This is a genomic window from Paenibacillus sp. JZ16, assembly GCF_015326965.1.
Classification (GTDB): Bacteria; Bacillota; Bacilli; order Paenibacillales; family Paenibacillaceae; genus Paenibacillus_AQ.
Window position 1 is genome coordinate 6,884,463 of the sequence record NZ_CP017659.1, and the last position, 18,184, is coordinate 6,902,646.

25 protein-coding genes are annotated in these 18,184 nt (G+C 50.3%); 23 read left to right on the top strand and 2 right to left on the bottom strand.

The window, feature by feature from the left end; genetic code table 11:
* Nucleotides 1-30 precede the first annotated feature (30 nt).
* A complete protein-coding gene (locus BJP58_RS30745; RefSeq protein ID WP_194541858.1) occupies nt 31-954 on the top strand; it encodes a patatin-like phospholipase family protein in 924 nt (307 codons plus the stop codon).
* 47 nt (nt 955-1,001) lie between these two features.
* On the opposite strand, the gene BJP58_RS30750 is transcribed toward BJP58_RS30745, so the two are convergent.
* Together BJP58_RS30750 and BJP58_RS30755 are read right to left on the bottom strand one after the other, a co-directional pair.
* Nucleotides 1,002-1,334, bottom strand: a complete 333-nt coding sequence (locus tag BJP58_RS30750) for a hypothetical protein (protein ID WP_071223836.1) — start codon at nt 1,332-1,334, stop codon at nt 1,002-1,004.
* 6 nt (nt 1,335-1,340) lie between these two features.
* A complete protein-coding gene (locus BJP58_RS30755; protein ID WP_194541859.1) occupies nt 1,341-2,333 on the bottom strand; it encodes a DUF1385 domain-containing protein in 993 nt (330 codons plus the stop codon).
* Nucleotides 2,334-2,498: 165 nt separating this feature from the next.
* Here BJP58_RS30755 and BJP58_RS30760 point away from each other — a divergent pair, with 165 nt between their 5' ends.
* The 22 genes from BJP58_RS30760 to folD all read left to right on the top strand — a co-directional run bounded on the left by BJP58_RS30760 (nt 2,499) and on the right by folD (nt 18,184).
* Nucleotides 2,499-2,996 carry a YqhR family membrane protein gene (locus BJP58_RS30760; RefSeq protein WP_194541860.1) on the top strand — a complete coding sequence of 166 codons (498 nt, stop codon included), beginning with the start codon at nt 2,499-2,501 and terminating at the stop codon, nt 2,994-2,996.
* Nucleotides 2,997-3,073: 77 nt separating this feature from the next.
* Nucleotides 3,074-3,520: a type II 3-dehydroquinate dehydratase gene (gene aroQ, locus BJP58_RS30765; protein ID WP_194541861.1), complete on the top strand. Its 447-nt coding sequence runs from the start codon at nt 3,074-3,076 to the stop codon at nt 3,518-3,520.
* Between the two features lie 148 nt (nt 3,521-3,668).
* Nucleotides 3,669-4,739 carry a M24 family metallopeptidase gene (locus BJP58_RS30770; RefSeq protein WP_194541862.1) on the top strand — a complete coding sequence of 357 codons (1,071 nt, stop codon included), beginning with the start codon at nt 3,669-3,671 and terminating at the stop codon, nt 4,737-4,739.
* Nucleotides 4,740-4,830: 91 nt separating this feature from the next.
* Complete coding sequence (efp, locus tag BJP58_RS30775) at nt 4,831-5,388, top strand: elongation factor P (protein WP_009591242.1); 558 nt, start codon at nt 4,831-4,833, stop codon at nt 5,386-5,388.
* Between the two features lie 241 nt (nt 5,389-5,629).
* Nucleotides 5,630-6,883 carry an aspartate kinase gene (locus tag BJP58_RS30780; RefSeq protein WP_194545122.1) on the top strand — a complete coding sequence of 418 codons (1,254 nt, stop codon included), beginning with the start codon at nt 5,630-5,632 and terminating at the stop codon, nt 6,881-6,883.
* Between the two features lie 202 nt (nt 6,884-7,085).
* Nucleotides 7,086-7,352: a YqhV family protein gene (locus tag BJP58_RS30785; RefSeq protein WP_071223843.1), complete on the top strand. Its 267-nt coding sequence runs from the start codon at nt 7,086-7,088 to the stop codon at nt 7,350-7,352.
* A gap of 98 nt (nt 7,353-7,450) precedes the next feature.
* The gene (gene spoIIIAA, locus BJP58_RS30790; RefSeq protein ID WP_194541863.1) at nt 7,451-8,449 is read left to right on the top strand and encodes a stage III sporulation protein AA; all 999 of its coding nucleotides are present in this window, start codon (nt 7,451-7,453) and stop codon (nt 8,447-8,449) included.
* Nucleotides 8,442-8,960: a stage III sporulation protein SpoIIIAB gene (gene spoIIIAB, locus BJP58_RS30795; RefSeq protein WP_194541864.1), complete on the top strand. Its 519-nt coding sequence runs from the start codon at nt 8,442-8,444 to the stop codon at nt 8,958-8,960. The genes spoIIIAA and spoIIIAB overlap by 8 nt, the downstream gene beginning before the upstream one ends.
* 16 nt (nt 8,961-8,976) lie before the next feature.
* Nucleotides 8,977-9,180: a stage III sporulation protein AC gene (gene spoIIIAC, locus BJP58_RS30800; RefSeq protein WP_007129715.1), complete on the top strand. Its 204-nt coding sequence runs from the start codon at nt 8,977-8,979 to the stop codon at nt 9,178-9,180.
* Nucleotides 9,181-9,190: 10 nt separating this feature from the next.
* Nucleotides 9,191-9,580, top strand: a complete 390-nt coding sequence (gene spoIIIAD, locus BJP58_RS30805; protein ID WP_071223846.1) for a stage III sporulation protein AD — start codon at nt 9,191-9,193, stop codon at nt 9,578-9,580.
* A gap of 15 nt (nt 9,581-9,595) precedes the next feature.
* Nucleotides 9,596-10,804 (top strand): stage III sporulation protein AE, encoded by a 1,209-nt coding sequence (gene spoIIIAE / locus BJP58_RS30810; protein WP_194541865.1) that lies wholly within the window; start codon nt 9,596-9,598, stop codon nt 10,802-10,804.
* Nucleotides 10,805-10,846: 42 nt separating this feature from the next.
* Nucleotides 10,847-11,113, top strand: a complete 267-nt coding sequence (locus BJP58_RS34015; protein ID WP_267907848.1) for a stage III sporulation protein AF — start codon at nt 10,847-10,849, stop codon at nt 11,111-11,113.
* Entirely contained in the window at nt 11,035-11,568 is a 534-nt protein-coding gene (locus tag BJP58_RS30815) for a stage III sporulation protein AF (RefSeq protein ID WP_267907849.1), read from the top strand. Before BJP58_RS34015 ends, BJP58_RS30815 begins: the two co-directional genes overlap by 79 nt.
* Nucleotides 11,569-11,582: 14 nt before the next feature.
* Complete coding sequence (spoIIIAG, locus tag BJP58_RS30820) at nt 11,583-12,227, top strand: stage III sporulation protein AG (protein ID WP_194545123.1); 645 nt, start codon at nt 11,583-11,585, stop codon at nt 12,225-12,227.
* Between the two features lie 65 nt (nt 12,228-12,292).
* A complete protein-coding gene (locus tag BJP58_RS30825; protein ID WP_194541866.1) occupies nt 12,293-13,165 on the top strand; it encodes a SpoIIIAH-like family protein in 873 nt (290 codons plus the stop codon).
* 168 nt (nt 13,166-13,333) lie between these two features.
* Nucleotides 13,334-13,837: an acetyl-CoA carboxylase biotin carboxyl carrier protein gene (gene accB / locus BJP58_RS30830; protein WP_071223851.1), complete on the top strand. Its 504-nt coding sequence runs from the start codon at nt 13,334-13,336 to the stop codon at nt 13,835-13,837.
* A 54-nt stretch (nt 13,838-13,891) separates the two neighbouring features.
* Nucleotides 13,892-15,235 carry an acetyl-CoA carboxylase biotin carboxylase subunit gene (gene accC / locus BJP58_RS30835; protein WP_194541867.1) on the top strand — a complete coding sequence of 448 codons (1,344 nt, stop codon included), beginning with the start codon at nt 13,892-13,894 and terminating at the stop codon, nt 15,233-15,235.
* A 118-nt stretch (nt 15,236-15,353) separates the two neighbouring features.
* The gene (locus BJP58_RS30840; protein WP_071223853.1) at nt 15,354-15,767 is read left to right on the top strand and encodes an Asp23/Gls24 family envelope stress response protein; all 414 of its coding nucleotides are present in this window, start codon (nt 15,354-15,356) and stop codon (nt 15,765-15,767) included.
* Between the two features lie 71 nt (nt 15,768-15,838).
* Complete coding sequence (gene amaP, locus BJP58_RS30845; protein WP_113057003.1) at nt 15,839-16,378, top strand: alkaline shock response membrane anchor protein AmaP; 540 nt, start codon at nt 15,839-15,841, stop codon at nt 16,376-16,378.
* Nucleotides 16,379-16,393: 15 nt separating this feature from the next.
* Entirely contained in the window at nt 16,394-16,627 is a 234-nt protein-coding gene (locus BJP58_RS30850) for a DUF2273 domain-containing protein (RefSeq protein WP_113057002.1), read from the top strand.
* A 176-nt stretch (nt 16,628-16,803) separates the two neighbouring features.
* Nucleotides 16,804-17,262, top strand: a complete 459-nt coding sequence (gene nusB / locus BJP58_RS30855) for a transcription antitermination factor NusB (protein ID WP_194541868.1) — start codon at nt 16,804-16,806, stop codon at nt 17,260-17,262.
* A gap of 61 nt (nt 17,263-17,323) precedes the next feature.
* Nucleotides 17,324-18,184: a bifunctional methylenetetrahydrofolate dehydrogenase/methenyltetrahydrofolate cyclohydrolase FolD gene (folD, locus tag BJP58_RS30860; RefSeq protein WP_100536241.1), complete on the top strand. Its 861-nt coding sequence runs from the start codon at nt 17,324-17,326 to the stop codon at nt 18,182-18,184.

An 18,184-nucleotide genomic window follows, 5' to 3' on the forward strand; every position in this document is an offset into this window, starting at 1 on the left:
CATTAGACCATGTGAGGCGGGGGATTTTATATGCAAATTAATGCGGTATTTGAAGGTGGGGGAGTGAAGGGGATCTCGCTTGCCGGGGCTGTCAAGGCGGCGGAGAATGCCGGCATGGAATTCAGCCGTGTTGCCGGAACGTCCTCCGGTTCGATCGTGGCATCCGTGCTGGCAGCAGGCTACCGGGCAGACGAGATCAAGCGCATTATTGAGGAGACGCCCTTTCATTCGTTTCTCCAGCGAGCGCCGATTTTTAATACGAAGTTTATCGGTCCCGCCTTGCGGGTGTTGATTAAGAAAGGGCTGTATTCCGGAGAAGCCCTGGAGAACTGGATTCGGGAAATCCTGCTTGCCAAAGGGATATTTACGTTCTCGGACATCCCGGCAGGCAAGCTGTATATCGTGGCTTCGGACATTACGAATGGAAGGCTGCTGGTGCTTCCGGATGACCTTCGCCAATATGGCATAAACCCCGCAATATTTCCCGTGGCCAAGGCTGTGCGCATGAGCTGCAGCATTCCGTATTTTTTCGATCCCGTCATTCTTCGCTTATTGGGCAGGGCCGCCAAAGGCAAGTCGTTCGGCGAACAATTTGTATACATTGTGGATGGGGGACTGCTCAGCAACTTTCCGTTATGGCTCTTTGATCGCGAGTCGAAGGGGGGACCTAAGCCGCTGCCAGTGCTTGGCTTCCAGATGGTCGGGAAGAATAGTAACTTGCCCCATTTGATTGATGGCCCGATCGGCATGTTAACCGCCATGTTTGAGACGATGCTTTCCGCTCACGATGAACGTTATATTGAACAGCAAAACCGGAATCGAACGATTAAAATTCCGACACTTGGCATTGGTACCACTCATTTTAATCTGACCAAGGAGGAAAGCGAGAATTTATACAATTCGGGGTTAACGGCGGGTACGATGTTTTTCGCCCGCTGGAAATCCGAACATTAAAAAACCGTCCGGCCGGCATGAGTTAGCACGGTTGGACGGTTTTCTTCTTAGTGATATTTAGGAACATCATCGGATGGGTCCGGTTTTCCTTTTTGCCCATCGATAACCTGAAACGGGTACTGTTTACGTTTTGCAGCTGGATTGCTCTTCCGTGCGGTGCTATGTTTAGCCGCCAGCTTAGCTGCCGTTCGCTTGGAAGGTTTCACCTTAGGCCGCTTGTTAAAACGACGAGGCGGGAACTTATAGAGCACATACACGACAGCTACAATAATGAGTGGAATCATAATATTCATTCTTGATCCAGGATCTAACAGGAATACCAGTAGCCCTATGGCGGCTAACGTGATCGCCGTCCAAAAAATGATCGCATGCCTTCTCATGGATTATCACCCTTTCGCGGGATCCAGCACACTTCCTGTCACAGATTGGTGAACTGTAACATTCTCGTATTGAGCATCTAACTCACGCATTCTGTTAAAGGATGCGATGGATACTTCAACTTGATCATCAGTAGGTTCCTTCGTCGTTAAAAGCTGCAGCCACAGACCGGGATATCCGAGGAAACGGAGTACCGGCATGTCTCGCATGGCATTGGTAAGTTTCAGGAACTCAAAGGAAACGCCAAGCACGACCGGTAGAAGCGCGATTCTTTGAATGACCCGCTGCGTCATGGTATCCCATGGCACCACCGAGTAGACGACAACGCCGAGAACAATGGTCAGCATCATGAAGCTGCTGCCGCAGCGATAATGCAGTCGCGTATATTTCTGAACATTCTTCACCGTCAGCTCTTCGCCGGCTTCAAATGCGCTGATGACTTTGTGTTCGGCGCCGTGGTACTGGAACAGTCTTTTAATGACAGGTGTCTGGGAGATTGCCCATAAATACACGAGCAGCAGTATTAATTTAATGACGCCTTCAATCAGGTTATGCACAATATAGTGATCAAATGTATCGCCAAAAAAGAAATCCTCTACAAAAACAGGAACGAGTGTAAACAGCAGCTTACCGAATATGAAGGAAAGCACGCTGACGGCGGCCACACCGATGATCATGCTTAGACTCCAGCCGGTGTCTTCTTTCTCCTTCTGTTTTTCACGTTCTTCCGGCTCCAGGGTATCGTCAGCATAAGCATCCGCAGAGTAATTCAAATGTTTGGAACCTTTAATTGTAGAATCTATGAGACTGACGATGCCGCGAAGAAGCGGAATCTTCCGCAGCTTTCGAACCCAAGCCTTGTCTTCGCGAGGCACCTCGAGAAACTTGATTTCGTTATTTTTACGCCGCACGGCCGTCACATTCACATGCTTGCCGCCGAACATAACGCCTTCGATTACAGCTTGGCCTCCATAGCTGATCGGGGTTGACTTATCGGACAACCAGTTCACCCTCCCTGACATGTTTTTCGTTCTATGAACTATTGTATCGAATTTTGAAAGTAATTTCTAGTTGGATTAGGGCAGGGGAAGAAGAGCATACTACGTTCAGAGATGAAATGGAGTAACAGCGGGCATTCGATAATTGAAAAAGAGGAGAATCAATAGATGCATGAACATCAATTTCGCAAGCAGAACCAAGTCACCAATCCGTTTACGTTTGCCCTGGAGCTGGGCTATTTTGCAGGTCTGATCTGGGGGGCCGTGCTTTGGATATTTTATTGGCTAAAATTCACGAAGGTGCTGCCAGGCTTTTTGCTGGAGCCGTTCTTCAAGCATGAGTTCCTGACGACGACAGCAGGCCAAATTGCCGGTTGGCTGTCCTTTATCGCGTTTTCCGTCATCGCTTCCCTCATATATGTCACCTTGTTCAGGAAGCTGAGGGGCCCATGGCCCGGGATTGCATACGGAATCGTATGGTGGGCGGTGCTGTTCGTCGCGCTCAATCCATGGCTTCGGCTGACGGATCCGGTGAAGAAGCTGCCTTGGGATACAAACATCTCTGAGGTTTGTATTTTTATATTATGGGGACTATTTATCGGTTATACGACTGCGCAGGAATTCACCGATGAGAAACTGCGCGAACCGAAGAAGGTGACGGGCTAGCCAAGAAAAACTTCTCAACCCTATCCCGCCTATGGTAAAATAGCTTTTGGTTATTTGACGAAAAGGTGGGAAGCCCTATGAAATCCATATGGGTGATAAACGGACCGAACTTAAACCTGCTCGGCTTCCGTGAACCGGGCATTTACGGTTCACTCAGCCTGCAGGCGATCGAAGATAATTTGCGTAAACAGGCGGAACTCGCCGGTATCGGTATTACCTTCTATCAGTCTAATCATGAGGGTGCTATCATCGACCGTATTCATGAAGCTATTGGACAGGCGGACGGCATACTTCTTAACCCGGGAGCACTGACTCACTACAGCTATGCTGTACGTGATGCCATCAGTTCTGCCCGTATTCCGACAGTGGAAGTTCACCTATCGAACATTCATGCCAGGGAGGAATTTCGTCATACCTCCGTCATCGCACCTGTTGCTGTCGGACAAATCGCGGGTTTTGGCGCAGCGAGTTACACACTGGGCTTGTCGGCCCTTTTGCAAGTCCTGAACGACCAAGAAGGATAGCTAATCCGATCAGATATTAGAAAGCTTTAACCGAGAGGTTGCTTTTTGTTATCAGAAGAATTACAGCTAACCGTAACTGGCTGCTGAGAAATACGTCGAAGATGTTTTTCTTGTGCCGGCTTGGACATGGGTGAGAGGAGAGGTTAGAATGAGTAACAAACGAGTGGTTAAACTGCGCGAGAAACTTCAGACTAGAGGCTTAACAGCCATGCTGGTGGCAAGCCCGATCAACCGCAGATATTTGACAGGCTTTACCGGGTCTGCCGGCTATGTGCTGATTACCCGGGATCATGCCTATCTGCTGACTGATTTCCGTTATATGACTCAAGCTCCACAGCAAGCCGTCGGCTTTCAGGTGGTTGAGCATGGTCCTAAGGTTATGGAGACGGTCAAGGAATTGCTATCTTCCGAGGGAATAACATCGCTTGGATTTGAACAGGACCATGTTACATACGGCGTATTTTCGACCTATTCGGAACAGCTAGCGCCAATTAGCCTGGTGCCGGTTTCAGGTCTTGTAGAGGATCTGCGCATATTCAAGGATGCGGAAGAATTGAGCATTATGCAGCGGGCTGCCGATTTGGCTGATCAGACGTTCAGCCATGTGCTGACGATTCTGGCTGCCGGAAAAACGGAGCGAGAAATCGATCTGGAGATGGAAATGTTCATGCGCAAGCATGGCGCAACCGCGTCTTCCTTTGATACCATTGTCGCTTCCGGCGAGCGTTCGGCTCTTCCGCACGGCGTTGCCAGCGAGCGAGTGATTCAAGGGAACGAATTCGTTACGTTTGATTTCGGTGCGCTGCTTGACGGATACTGCTCCGATCTCACCAGAACCGTTGCGCTCGGAAGTCCTGATCCTAAGCTGAAGGAGATCTATGATATCGTGCTGGAAGCGCAGCTACATGCACTGGATCATATTAAACCTGGCATGACAGGACGCGAGGCAGACGCCTTAACCCGTGATATTATTACCCGTTATGGATACGGGGAATACTTTGGTCACAGCACCGGGCATGGATTGGGTATGGAGGTTCACGAATCTCCAAGACTGTCCAAGCTGAGTGATGATGTGCTGCAGCCGGGCATGGTGGTAACGGTGGAGCCGGGCATATACTTGCCTGGGCTTGGCGGTGTCCGTATTGAAGATGATATCGTGATTACGGAATCGGGTATTCATATACTAACAAGCTCGTCCAAAGACTACACTGTGCTTTAGGAGACTGTTCAAAAAGCTAGCTTTTTGAACTTGTACTTTAGGAAAATTGTGTACTATATTAATTAGACCGCATCCTTAGGAGGGAATCTTAGTGATTTCAGTAAACGATTTTAAGACAGGTTTGACCGTAGAAGTAGATGGCGATATATTCACCGTTTTGGATTTTCAGCACGTTAAACCTGGTAAAGGCGCAGCTTTCGTTCGTTCCAAATTGAAAAACCTTCGCAACGGCAACACCGTCGAGAAAACGTTCCGTGCAGGCGAAACGATTGGCCGCGCCATCATCGACAACCGTGGGGTTCAGTATCTCTATGCCAGCGGTCAAGAGCATGTCTTCATGGACAACGAAACTTACGATCAATTCAGCTTGACGAGTGAGCAGCTGGAGTGGGAGCTTAACTTCCTGAGAGAGAACATGAACGTTAACATCATCAGCTACCAAGGCGAGATCCTCGGGATCAACCTGCCTAACAGCGTGGAGCTGAAGGTCGTTGAAACCGAGCCGGGAATCAAAGGCAACACGGCTACGGGCGCAACGAAGAATGCGAAAGTGGAAACCGGCCTGAATGTACAAGTACCGCTGTTCATTAACGAAGACGATGTGCTTCTGATCGATACACGCGAAGGTAAATACATCTCCCGTGCATAGTAGGCTTTAAAACGGGACCCTTCAACGATTGACGGGTGCCAATATCTTCTAAACAACGAGGACTCCTGTACGTAAGTACGGGAGTCTTTTTGCGATGGGCAAAAGCCGGTGCCATAAACCTGAGTCCTTTTTGCCTTGAAAAGCCTTGACGGGATGACTCACTTTCGTATTATACTGTTTTAAAGTGAGAAACCACCTGAATGCTGTTACATACTGATATTAGTGGGGAGTGAAAGAAGCATTGTCACTGTACGTCATGAAATTCGGAGGCAGCTCTGTAGGGGATACAGAACGTATGAAGCGTGTTGCCAGAAGAATTGTAGAGAAACAAGATGAAGGTCATCAATGTGTAGTCGTGGTGTCTGCTATGGGGGATACAACAGACGATTTGATTGACCAGGCAAAGCTGTTGAACGAGAATCCACCGGCACGGGAAATGGATATGCTGATGACCACGGGAGAGCAGATATCCATATCGCTGCTATCCATGGCTATTCACGGTCTCGGACGCAAGGCAAAGTCTCTTACCGGCTGGCAGGCGGGGTTCCGTACGGAAGCGGTGCATGGCAAAGCCCGTATCACGGATATTATGCCTGAACGCGTGTTTAAAGCGCTTGCTGAAGGGAATGTCGTCATTGTAGCGGGATTCCAGGGAATGTCGGAAGACGGAGAGATTACAACGCTTGGACGCGGGGGATCAGATACCACGGCGGTTGCTCTTGCGGCTGCCATTCAAGCGGATGTATGTGAAATATATACGGATGTGGACGGGATTTACTCCACGGATCCGCGGGTTGTCAAATGTGCGCGGAAGTTGAAGGAGATTTCCTATGACGAGATGCTGGAGCTAGCCAATCTTGGTGCAGCTGTTCTTCACCCGCGCGCGGTTGAGTATGCGAAGCATAATCAAGTGAAGCTTGTCGTCAGATCCAGCTTTAATCATAACGAGGGTACGGTTGTTAAGGAGGAAGCAAGCATGGAACAAGGTGTGGTTGTCAGCGGAATTGCATTTGACAAGAATGTGGCAAGAATCAGTATTCTGGGCGTTTCCGATACGCCGGGCGTTTTGGCTCAAGTGTTCGGTGAGCTTGCGAAAGAAGCGATTGATGTTGATATTATCGTACAGAGCGGTGTCCAGAACGGCGAAGCAGACTTTTCCTTTACCGTTTCCTTGGCCGATCGGGAGCGTGCGTTGTCGGTTATCGAACAAATCCGCGGCAAGATTCCGTATCGTGACGTTACCTCGGAAGATCATCTGGTGAAAGTATCGATTGTTGGTGCCGGAATGGTCAGCCATCCGGGTGTGGCGGCGCAAATGTTTGATGTCATCTCCCGGCAAGGGGTCAGCATCAAGATGGTCAGCACGTCCGAGATCAAAGTATCCTGTGTCATTGAAGGAACCAATCTGGAAGGTGTCGTACAAGCGCTTCATACCGCGTACGGACTGGATACGGATCAGCAGGCTTCCGTTGGCGGACCGCAGGTGCGTCGATAACCTGTTTTTAATGGAATAATTTATGCAATCATATCGATATTAAATAGAGTTAATCCCGGTCCATATCGACCGGGATTTTTTGCGTTGTCCGAAAGATTCAAAGTTCGCTTCTATGAAATTGAAAAAATAGAGATAAAACGAGAGTGGCTCGCATATTTTTAAACATCACACTTGTGAACAAGGAAGAAGGAGGATATAGAGCATGCTGGACAAGTTTGTCGCTAGTATGGCCACGCTTCGTTTTTTCTCCGGCAGTCTCGAGATTGTGGCGGCCATCATCATGCTGCGCCTGAACCAGGTCGATAAAGCGCTGGCTGTGAATTCCGCTCTGGCTTTTATGGGCCCGCTGATCTTGATTCTGACAACAACGATCGGACTCGTGGGAATGGCGGATAAATTGTCGTGGGGGAAGATCGGCTGGATTTTGTGCGGCGTTTCCTGTCTCTTATACGGCGTTTTAAAAAAATGATAGATTCGCTGCATATTTTTCAGGTACAAGCATACACATGGGATATGAAGTTCTCTTATTAGAAGATGATCAAAAAGGACAACCTGGGGGAAATTGATATGACATTGAACTGGTTAGACCTGTTTCCCGAGACCGTAAAACGGATGCTGCTGAACCTGTCGAAAGAGCTTCTCGATCATGTGGAGGAGGTACGTATCCGGGAGGAACGTCCGCTGGAGATTAATTCGGCGGGCAAGCATCATTTTCTGGACCGGCGCGGCGGGCTCACTTTGCGGCCTGATGAAGCGTATAAGCCGACGCGTGAAGATACCCATAGGTTGCTGGATCTAATCAGTAACCATTCCCTCTACACCATGGAAGAGGAATTGCGAAAAGGGTTTATCACGATACCTGGGGGTCATCGGGTCGGGCTCACCGGCCGGACGGTGCTCAGCGGTGGTAAGGTTGAACACATTCGGGATATTAGCGGATTTAATGTCCGGATTGCCAAGGAAGTTCAGGGTGCGGCGGATGACATCATCCCGCATTTACTCGACCGGAAACGGAAAAGGGTAATGCACTCGCTGATTTTATCCCCGCCCCAGCAAGGCAAGACCACGCTGCTTCGGGATCTGGCGAGGCAGATCAGTTACGGCAAATGGGGGAAATCGGCCGTGCATTGGCCGGGAATGAAGGTAGGCATCATTGACGAACGTTCTGAAATCGCCGGTTGTCTGCGCGGAGTCCCTGGATTCGACGTAGGTCCGCGTACGGATGTGCTCGATGGCTGTCCGAAAGCTGAAGGGATGATGATGATGATCCGTTCGATGTCCCCGGATGTGTTGATTGTGGACGAGATCGGTCGGCCGGAGGATGCGGAAGCCGTCATTGAAGCCTTGCATGCGGGAATCAGCGTCATAGCAACGGCACATGGCTCGTCCATACAAGATATGCGGGGGCGACCAGCACTCGCCGGTCTTCTGGAGAACCGGATGTTTGAAATGTATGCCGTTCTTAACAGAACGGGCGACCACAGATCATTCAAGCTGTTTGACGGAGGTCAGCGAACGCTTCAGACGGCTGCAGCCGGTCCGCCGGGCGGTGATGCCTATGCTTAAACTGGTCGGGGCTGTGCTCGTGCTGGGAGCTGGAACTTTAGCCGGATTTTATCAGGCCCAGCAATTCGCGGCAAGACCCAGGCAGCTGCGAGAACTCATTCTCGCGCTTCAACGGCTGGAAACGGAGATCAGCTACGGCTTGACGCCATTACCCGATGCGCTGGAGCGAATTGGCGATTCCCTTCGTGAACCGCTCAGATCATTATTTGCCGCAGCCGCGCTTTACATGAGGCCCGACTACGGGTTATCCGCACAGGAAAGCATCCGCAAGGCACTGGGCGAATACTGGAAACGAACATCGATGAAAAGTGCCGAGCGTGAGGTGTTGGAGCAGCTAAGCGGCGTTCTTGGCACCAGTGACAGGCAGGACCAGATCAAACATATCGCTCTGGCCGTGGGACAGCTCAAGCATGAAGAAGCAGCGGCAAGGGATGACCAGGTCAAATATGAAAAAATGAGCAAAAGTCTGGGACTGCTCATTGGAGCATTGATCGTCATTTTGATCTTTTAGCGAGGTGCCAAGGGAAATGAACATTGAAGTGAACGCCATCTTCCAGATCGCCGGCATTGGGATCATCATTGCCATGATCCATACGGTCCTGAAACAGATGGGGAAAGAGGATATGGCACATTGGGTGACCCTTATCGGGTTTGTGGTTGTGCTGTTTATGGTCGTCAGACTGCTTGACGATTTGCTCAAGGAAATCAAAAGTATTTTTCTATTCCAGTAGGTGGACCTTTATGGAAATTATCCAGGTGGTAGGACTGGGCATCATCGCTACCGTGCTGATCTTGGTTGTCAAGGAACAGAAGCCGCTCTTTGCCTTTCTTCTCGCAGTGGCGACCTCGCTCCTCATCTTCCTGTTCCTGATCGGGAAGATCGGAAATGTCTTATCCATGCTGGAAGATTTGGCGGAGAACTCCGGTGTCCAGATCATCTATTTAAAGACCGTTCTGAAAATTATCGGAATTGCCTATATCGCGGAGATGGGGGCCCAGATCGTACGAGATGCCGGACAGGAATCGATCGCATCCAAAATAGAACTGGCGGGAAAAGTGCTCATATTGGTGCTCGCTGTACCGATTATCGGGATCATCATCGAGACGGTCCTGAAGCTCCTCCCGGCTTGAAAAAGGTGGGGGGACATGGTTACAGGAGTAATACCTCGAAAAGGCTTGGCCGTGTTTCGTCTACTGATCCTGATGTTGTTTATGAGCGGATTGTTCTGCGGAACGGTAAGTGCGGCTGACGCGGCCAATCCAGCCGATGAGTGGGTTGAGCAGCAGACGCAGCAGCTGCCGACAGACCAGGTCGAGAAATACTGGGACCGGCTCATGAAGGATTACGGCGGTTTCTTCCCTGATGGAAAGACGCCGTCCCTGATGGATATGCTGCTTCCGGGCGGCGACGGTCTTAGCTTCAAAGGGGTTATGTCCGGCATCGGAAAATATTTGTGGCACGAGGTACTCTATAACGGCAAGCTGCTGGCAACCATCGTGATGCTGAGCATCATGAGCCTGATCCTTGAGAATCTGCAGACGGCCTTTGAAAAAAGCACCGTGAGTCGGGTTGCCTATACGATCTGTTACATGGTTGTCCTTGTCATTGCCGTTAACAGCTTCAGCATCGCGATAGGATATGCCCGGGACGCCATTACCCAAATGATCGATTTCATGATGGCGATGCTTCCCCTGCTTTTTGCACTGATGGCTTCGATGGGGAATGTGGTGACCGTCACGGTGGCTCATCCGCTAGTCATCTTCATGGTACATACGGTAGGTACGCTGATCAGCACGGTTGTGTTCCCGCTTCTGTTCTTCTCGGCTCTGCTGCACCTGGTTAGTTCGCTTTCCGAAAAGTACAAGCTAACCCAGCTTGGCAACCTGCTGCGAGGAATTTCGATGGGTGTTCTGGGCGTGCTGCTTACCGTGTTCCTGGGTGTCATCTCCGTCCAGGGACTGACCAGCTCGGTAACGGATGGGGTGACGATCCGGGCAGCCAAATATGTAACCGGCAATTTCGTCCCGGTAGTCGGCAAGATGTTCGCAGACGCAACGGATACCGTGATCTCGGCCTCATTACTCGTCAAGAATTCCATCGGGCTGGCAGGGGTCATCATTATTTTGTTCCTATGCGCATTCCCTGCGATCAAGATCTTGACGCTTGCCTTGATATATAACATCGCGGCGGCCGTCATGCAGCCGCTAGGAGACACCCCGATCGGCACCTGCCTGCAGACGATCGGGAAGACGATGCTGTATGTTTTTACAGCCTTGGCCGCAGTCAGTATGATGTTCTTCCTGGCCATAACGATTCTGCTCACGGCAGGCAACATTACCGTCATGATGAGGTGAGGCAGAACATAGAAGGCGGCCAATGCTTAGGAGGAATGGCGAATGGACTGGCTTGGAGGTTGGTTGAAAAGCGTCATCATGGTGGTTCTCTTTGCAGCCTTCGTTGATTTGATACTGCCCGGCAAGGCGCTTGAACGGTACGCCAGATTAGTCTTGAGCCTGTTGATTCTGCTTACGCTGCTTAGCCCGATTATCGCATTGATAACGGATCCCCCGAGAATCAACTGGCGATGGAGCTGGAGCGGCAGGAGAAAGGGCTGCCGGAAGAGGTTCAGCTGGAGCATATTCTGGCACAGGCCGAGAAGCTGAAGGAAACGCAGCAGAGCCAAAGCCTTCAGTGGGCAGGCAATGAATTAGCCCGGGTGATGAAAGAAGAGATTGCGGCAGAAACGGGGGAAGCGGTCCAGGAGGTCAAGGTGGTGCTGGCTGCAGTTGCTGGGCAGGACAAGGGATATGCAGGCGCTGCGATACGCTCCGTTGACGTAAGGCTGGTTGGAGGTGAATCGGAGAATGCAGAGGTAGACAAAAGGGAGGGTAAGGAGCCCATCAGCATAGAACCCGTGGATTCCGTTCAGGTGAATGTTGAATCCATGCAATCGGAACGGGATGAGAAGGCAGCGGTGAAAGAGAATGCAGAAGCAGTGAGCAAGGCCGAAGAAGCAAGAGCAGACCCGGTTCGGGATTACATTAGCCGCCGGTGGGATTTAGAGCCGGATCTGATCACGATATACATGCCAGGGCAGGAGCAGGATAAAAAGCTGTAGCGGAGGTGAGGATGATGGGAAATTGGTTGAAGCGGTTGGAGCAATGGCTTGGCGGAGGAGCTGGCGGAGCAAGAAAAATGCAAACCTTCAGATGGTTGATCATTCTAGGTCTGATCGGCGTCGCGATTATGCTGTTCAACTCCTTCGTCAATGTGAAGAAGCTGGATCATGAGAATATCGGCCGCGAGCCGCCGCCGGAGTCTGCAGCGGTCTCAACGCCCCAAAGCGGGACTTCAACCAGCGGCGGCGGTGAGTTCGAAAGTATCGAGCAGGATTTTGAAAGTCGCACCAAAACCATGCTGGAACAGATTGTTGGGGTTGGGGCCGTCGATGTCATGGTGACTGTGGAATCTACAGAAGAGCTGGTCGTCCAGCGAGATATGAAAGATACCCAGGAGCTGACGGAGGAAACCGATGCTAACGGAGGTAAGCGCCATGTAACAAGTTATCAGCGAGACGGCCAGATTGTCACCTATGAATCATCCGGGGAAGAAACCCCAATCGTCACCAAGAAGATCAAGCCTCAAGTCCGGGGTGTGCTCGTCGTAGCCAAGGGAGCCGAGAATGATGTTGTAAAGAGCTTGATCGTGGATGCGATCCAGCGAGGCCTCAATGTCCCGTCTTATCGTATATCCGTTGTCCCGCGTAAACAGGAATAACCGCAGCCAATCGAATGATCCGATCATTCGTGCCAAGGTTTTCATTTAAAGGAGGAAACGTTCAGATGAATAACAAAAGACAAACCATATGGTTAGTATCCATGCTTAGTTTGATGGTCATCCTGTCAGCTTATTATTTATTCACCGACGATTCGGGAACGAAAGCGCCGCCGGTTGCCGAGAGCACGCAAGTGGACGGTCAGAAGCCGGGCGCTGGACAAGAAGCAAACGGAACCGCAGGCGCTGGCGACGAGCTGGTTGTGAACGAAGTGCTTGAAGAAGGCACTGACGGTGACTCCGGTGCCAATGAGCAAGGCACTGATACGAGCGATACAGGTGCGGCCGGCACGGAAGATCCTGCAGAAGCAACACAAGGTGAGCAAGGGGATCAAGGAAAAGCCAGCGGTGAAGCTGGAAAAACGGAAGAGCCGGAAGTGAAGGAATCCCAAGAGGGGGCCGAGAACTCCAAAGACGCTAGCAGCACAGGCAAAGAGGGAGCCGAGGAGTCCAAAGACACAAGCAGCACCAGCAACGGAAAGAAAACGGATGAAGAAGTGCTGGAGCAAGTGGCGGCCAATGCAACATCCGCAGCAGCTCAGTTGGAGTCCTATAAATTGGACCGCTCTCAAAAAAATATGAAATTATACGATGAGTTAATGACAAAGATCGACAATCATGAGAACAAGCCGGAGCAAACAGCTCAAGCAACCGAGCAGCTGAAAGCGGCCGAAGCAAAAGAGGAAGTGATTCTCAGCATCGAAGAAGCGCTGCAGCAGCAATACGGCAACGCCGTTGTGAAGGAAGAGAGCGAGAAGTATAATGTGGTCGTTCTGAGTGAAAAACTCGATGCCAAAGGTGCAGCCGGCATCGTGAGTCTTGTGATGAAGGAATTGAAGGTTTCGCCGGATAAAGTAACCGTTCAATATGTTGCGCCATAAGCTTGTCTGCAGATTTCAACATAAATCACGGATATACGATAAACCGAAAGAGTCTAAGGATTGCCTTGGGCTCTTTCTATTTCGCTCGATTGTGATATAATACTCTAAGCTATTGACTGACTGTCCTAAGCAAGGGCTTCCAAGAAAGTGAAGGAGTGAACGTCGATAATGTTTAAATTAAACGAAATCAAGGAACTTATTAAGCTGGTGGATCAAACTTCCGTGCATGAACTGGAAATTGAGAGCGAAGGTACACGCTTATCCATTAAGAAACCCAATGCAGCCGAGGTTGTTAACAACTATCAGGCAGCGCCGCAAGCGTATATACCGGCACAGCAAATGATGGCACCACAGATCGTACAGCCGAATACGGCAAATCAAGCACCTGCAGCGGCACCACAGCAGGATTCAGTGGAAGATAGCAACAGCTCATTACATAAAATCGTATCACCGATGGTAGGAACCTTCTATCGTTCCCCATCGCCTGAGGCCGGGCCGTTTGTCAGTCCCGGGGACAAGGTGACTGAGAAATCGACGGTCTGCATCATTGAGGCCATGAAACTGATGAATGAACTGGAAGCAGAGATCAAAGGCGAAATCGTAGAGGTTCTCGCTCAGAACGGTCAACTTGTAGAATTCGGGCAGCCTCTGTTTCTGGTGAAGCCGGAGTAATATGGAGGGACTCGCCAAGAACGAGAGTCGCAAGAGTCCGAAGGAGGTTACTGCATGACATTTCAAAAAGTGCTTATCGCGAACCGGGGAGAGATTGCCGTCCGTATCATCCGGGCTTGCCGGGAACTTGGCATCGCAACGGTTGCCGTATATTCAGAGCCGGACCGGGAATCCCTGCATGTTCGCTTGGCGGATGAGGCCTACTGCATCGGCCCTACGTTATCGAAAGACAGCTATTTGAATTTTACCAATATCATGAGCGTGGCCACACTGACCGAGTGTGACGCCATACATCCCGGTTACGGCTTTTTGGCCGAGAACGCGGATTTCGCGGAGATTTGTGAATCCTGCAACATTACCTTTATCGGTCCTTCCGCTGACGCGATCAACCGTATGGGAGACAAGGCTGTTGCGAAGCAGACGATGAAGGATGCAGGTGTTCCGGTTATTCCGGGATCCGACGGATTGGTCGAGGATCTGAATGAAGCCGTTATGCTTGCACGCGATATCGGATATCCCGTCATTATCAAGGCTACTGCAGGTGGCGGAGGTAAGGGTATTCGGATCGCCGAGGATGAAGAAACGCTGGTTAAACAGATTACAAACGCACAGCAGGAAGCTCAGAAGGCCTTCGGCAATGCAGGCGTATATCTGGAAAAATATCTGACCGGCATGAAACATGTAGAGATTCAAATTATCGCCGACAAACATGGCAACGCCGTGCATCTCGGGGAGCGTGACTGTTCTGTGCAGCGCCGGAGACAAAAGCTTGTTGAGGAAGCTCCTTGTCCGGTGCTAAGTGAAGAGGTACGCAGCCGGATGGGCGAAGCCGCCGTTCGTGCCGCGAAGGCCGTTAATTATTCCGGTGCAGGAACGCTTGAATTTTTGCTCGGCCAGGACGGTCAGTTCTACTTCATGGAGATGAACACGCGGATTCAGGTAGAGCATCCGGTGACCGAGATGGTGACCGGGGTTGATCTGATTCAGGAAATGATCTCCGTTGCCGAGGGCAACACGCTCTCTTTCACTCAAGAAGAAGTCGTTATTAACGGCTGGTCCATTGAGTGTCGGATTAATGCCGAGAATCCGGACAAGGGCTTTATGCCTGCCCCTGGAACCATTCAGTTCTATTTGCCGCCAGGAGGTCCTGGCGTGCGGGTAGACAGTGCGGCATATCCCGGTTATACCATTTCGCCTTATTATGATTCGATGATTGCCAAGCTGATTGTATGGGCGCCGACCCGCGATGAAGCCATCGCCAAGATGAAGCGCGCTTTGGCCGAATTCGAGATTGAAGGGATCTACTCAACCATCCCGTTCCATCAGAAACTGATGAACCATCCTACCTTCTTGAAGGGTGACTTTGATATTAAATTTTTGGAAGAAAATGAGATTTGAAACCTTTGGCCAAGTTTGTCATAAACTTGGCCAAATGGTATAGTATGAGTAATAAGAGCGCATGCCTTATGCAGTTCAGGTGCATCCGCTAACTTATTCCGAAAGGTGTGTTGAGACAATGGCGGAAACTTTGCCTACAGAATTTGAACGTACAGATATCGGTGAGATTCAGATTGCACCGGAGGTTATTGAAGTCATCGCTGGACTTGCTACGGTAGAGGTGCGTGGGGTTGCAGGGATGAGCGGAGGCTTTGCAGGCGGCATTGCCGAACTGCTCGGACGCAAGAATTTATCCAAGGGTGTCAAAGTGGAAGTTGGACAACGGGAGGCTGCTGTTGACGTATCCGTTATCGTGGAGTATGGCCATCGTCTTCCTGAAGTAGCCGGAGAAATCCAGCGCAACGTGAAACGTTCGATCGAGAATATGACAGGGCTTACGGTAATTGAAGTCAATGTACATATTCATGATGTCCATTTCATGAAAGCCGTGGAGAAGACGGAAGAATTGGATCTTGCTCAACGCGTGAAATAGAATAGTTTCAGGCTAGCCCTGGGCAGCGATGTCGAGGGTTTCATCTAATTTTAAGGAGGCTGTGCTGAATCGTGGCCAAAATAATGGACAGACTTTTGCTGTTTATCTACAGCTTAAGTATCGGTGTTATATCCGTAGTTGCCATCCTCCTGTTGAGTGGCGCTGTTCCGTATGAATTAACGAGTGTTCAGGAACAACGCCTTTTCTGGGCTGGAATTATCGTAGCTGCGGTTTTGTTTTTACTGAGCATCCGTTTCTTCTTCATCTCCGTAAGGCGTGATCGCTCGAACCTGAATTCCATTGATCAGCGCACGGAATTTGGCGACATCCAAATCTCTGTGGAGACGATCGAGAATCTCTGCCTGAAGGCGGCTTCGCGCGTCCGGGGAGTCAAGGATTTGAAATCCCGGATCAAGGTATCCCAATCGGGTCTTGATATTGCGATTCGTGCCGTGGTTGATGGTGAGGAATCCATTCCTACACTGACAACGGAAGTGCAGAAGCAGGTGCATGACTTTGTTGAAGATACAACAGGAATACCCGTGTCATCCGTATCCGTATATATTGCTAACGTGGTTCAGGCACCAAGCTTCAAGAGCCGCGTGGAATAGAGGTGAGCTTCCCCAATGCCTTGGAAAGAAATATGGGAGAGTCACAGAGGAAGAATTGCCGGGGTGACCGGCGGGCTTGTGTGCGGACTGATTTACTTATTATCCGGTTTTTGGGATATGCTGTTCTTTGCATTAGTGGTATTTATCGGCTATATATTTGGCAAGCGCAAGGATCTGAAGGAAGGTTCCATGTTCCACTTTCAGGAATGGGGACGATGGCTTTCCGAGCGCTGGCGGCCGTTTAAATGAACCCTGTGATATGCTTTCTCCGGAAAAAATGCTGAGGACAGGTGTCGTGCGCCTTTTTTGCGGAGAGAGATATTCACAGGTTTTTTTTTGGCGTTTTAATTGTTGTCAAGTCTTGACGGCAAATGGATCATACTAATTAGAAAAATGGATTCAGCAGGGTCCACAGGAGGAACAAAATGAAAAGACGTGTAGCAAGAGAGATTGTCGTTCAAAGCCTGTACCAGATGGAGATGAACGAAGTCGACAGTGTGGAAGCCGTGTCGATGCTGCTCTCGGAAGCGGCCGAAGAAAATGAGACCGAGCGGGTCATCGGCGACGAAGTTCAAATGAAGGAGTATGTGCTGCAATTGGTCAATGGAACATGGGAATCCAAGGATTCGATTGATGCACTGCTCGCTCATTATTTGAAAGGCTGGCAGGTAAGTCGTCTTTCCCGTGTGGATCGTCAAATCCTGCGTCTGGCTGTATATGAACTGACATCCCGTGAAGATGTGCCTGGCAAGGTAGCTGTGAATGAAGCGATTGAGTTGTCCAAGCATTTCGGAACCGAGGAATCAGGGAAGTTCGTCAACGGTGTACTGGGCCGGATGATTCAGGAGCTGGATCAAGTCAAGGTGAAGCTGCGTCAGTCTTAATCTGTACGCTTAAGCTAAGCTTGAATCGGCATCATTCAATCATAATGGAGGAGAGATTAGGATGACAGCAGCAACGATAATTAGCGGAAAACAGATTTCTGAAGAAATTCGCAAGGGGATTGCGTTAGAAGTAGAACAATTGTCCAAGCAGAATGTACGTCCTGGTTTGGCTGTTGTACTTGTAGGTGATGATCCGGCTTCGCATGTTTACGTTCGCAACAAGGAGAAGGCATGTCAGGATCTGGGCTTTTATTCCGAGGTGCACCGTCTTTCCGCGGAATCCAGCCAGGAAGAAGTGCTGGCGCTCGTGGACAAGCTTAACGCACAGGAATCCATTCACGGAATTTTGGTCCAGCTCCCATTGCCAAAGCACATCCATGAGAAGGCCGTCATTGATGCGATCGCAGTGGAAAAGGACGTGGACGGTTTCCATCCAGTTAATGTGGGTAACCTCGTAATAGGCGATGACAGTCTGCTGCCATGCACGCCTGCCGGCGTGATTGAAATGATCAAGCGGACAGGCATCGAGATTGCAGGCAAGCATGCGGTTGTAATCGGGAGATCCAACATCGTTGGCAAACCGGTATCACTTCTCCTCCAGCGCGAGAACGCCACCGTTACGATGTGTCACTCTCGCACGGGGAATATGGCTGAAATCGCTCGCCAAGCGGATATCCTGGTCGTTGCAATTGGCAGAGCGAATATGATTGATGCCAGTTATGTGAAGCCGGGTGCTGTTGTAATTGATGTCGGCATGAACCGTTTGGAGAACGGGAAGCTTGCCGGGGACGTGGACTTTGAGAGCGTGAAGGAAGTGTCCGGTCCGATTACTCCGGTTCCTGGAGGCGTGGGCCCTATGACCATCACGATGCTCATGCAGAATACCTTGATAGCCGCCAAAAGGCTCAATGGGTTGAGCTGA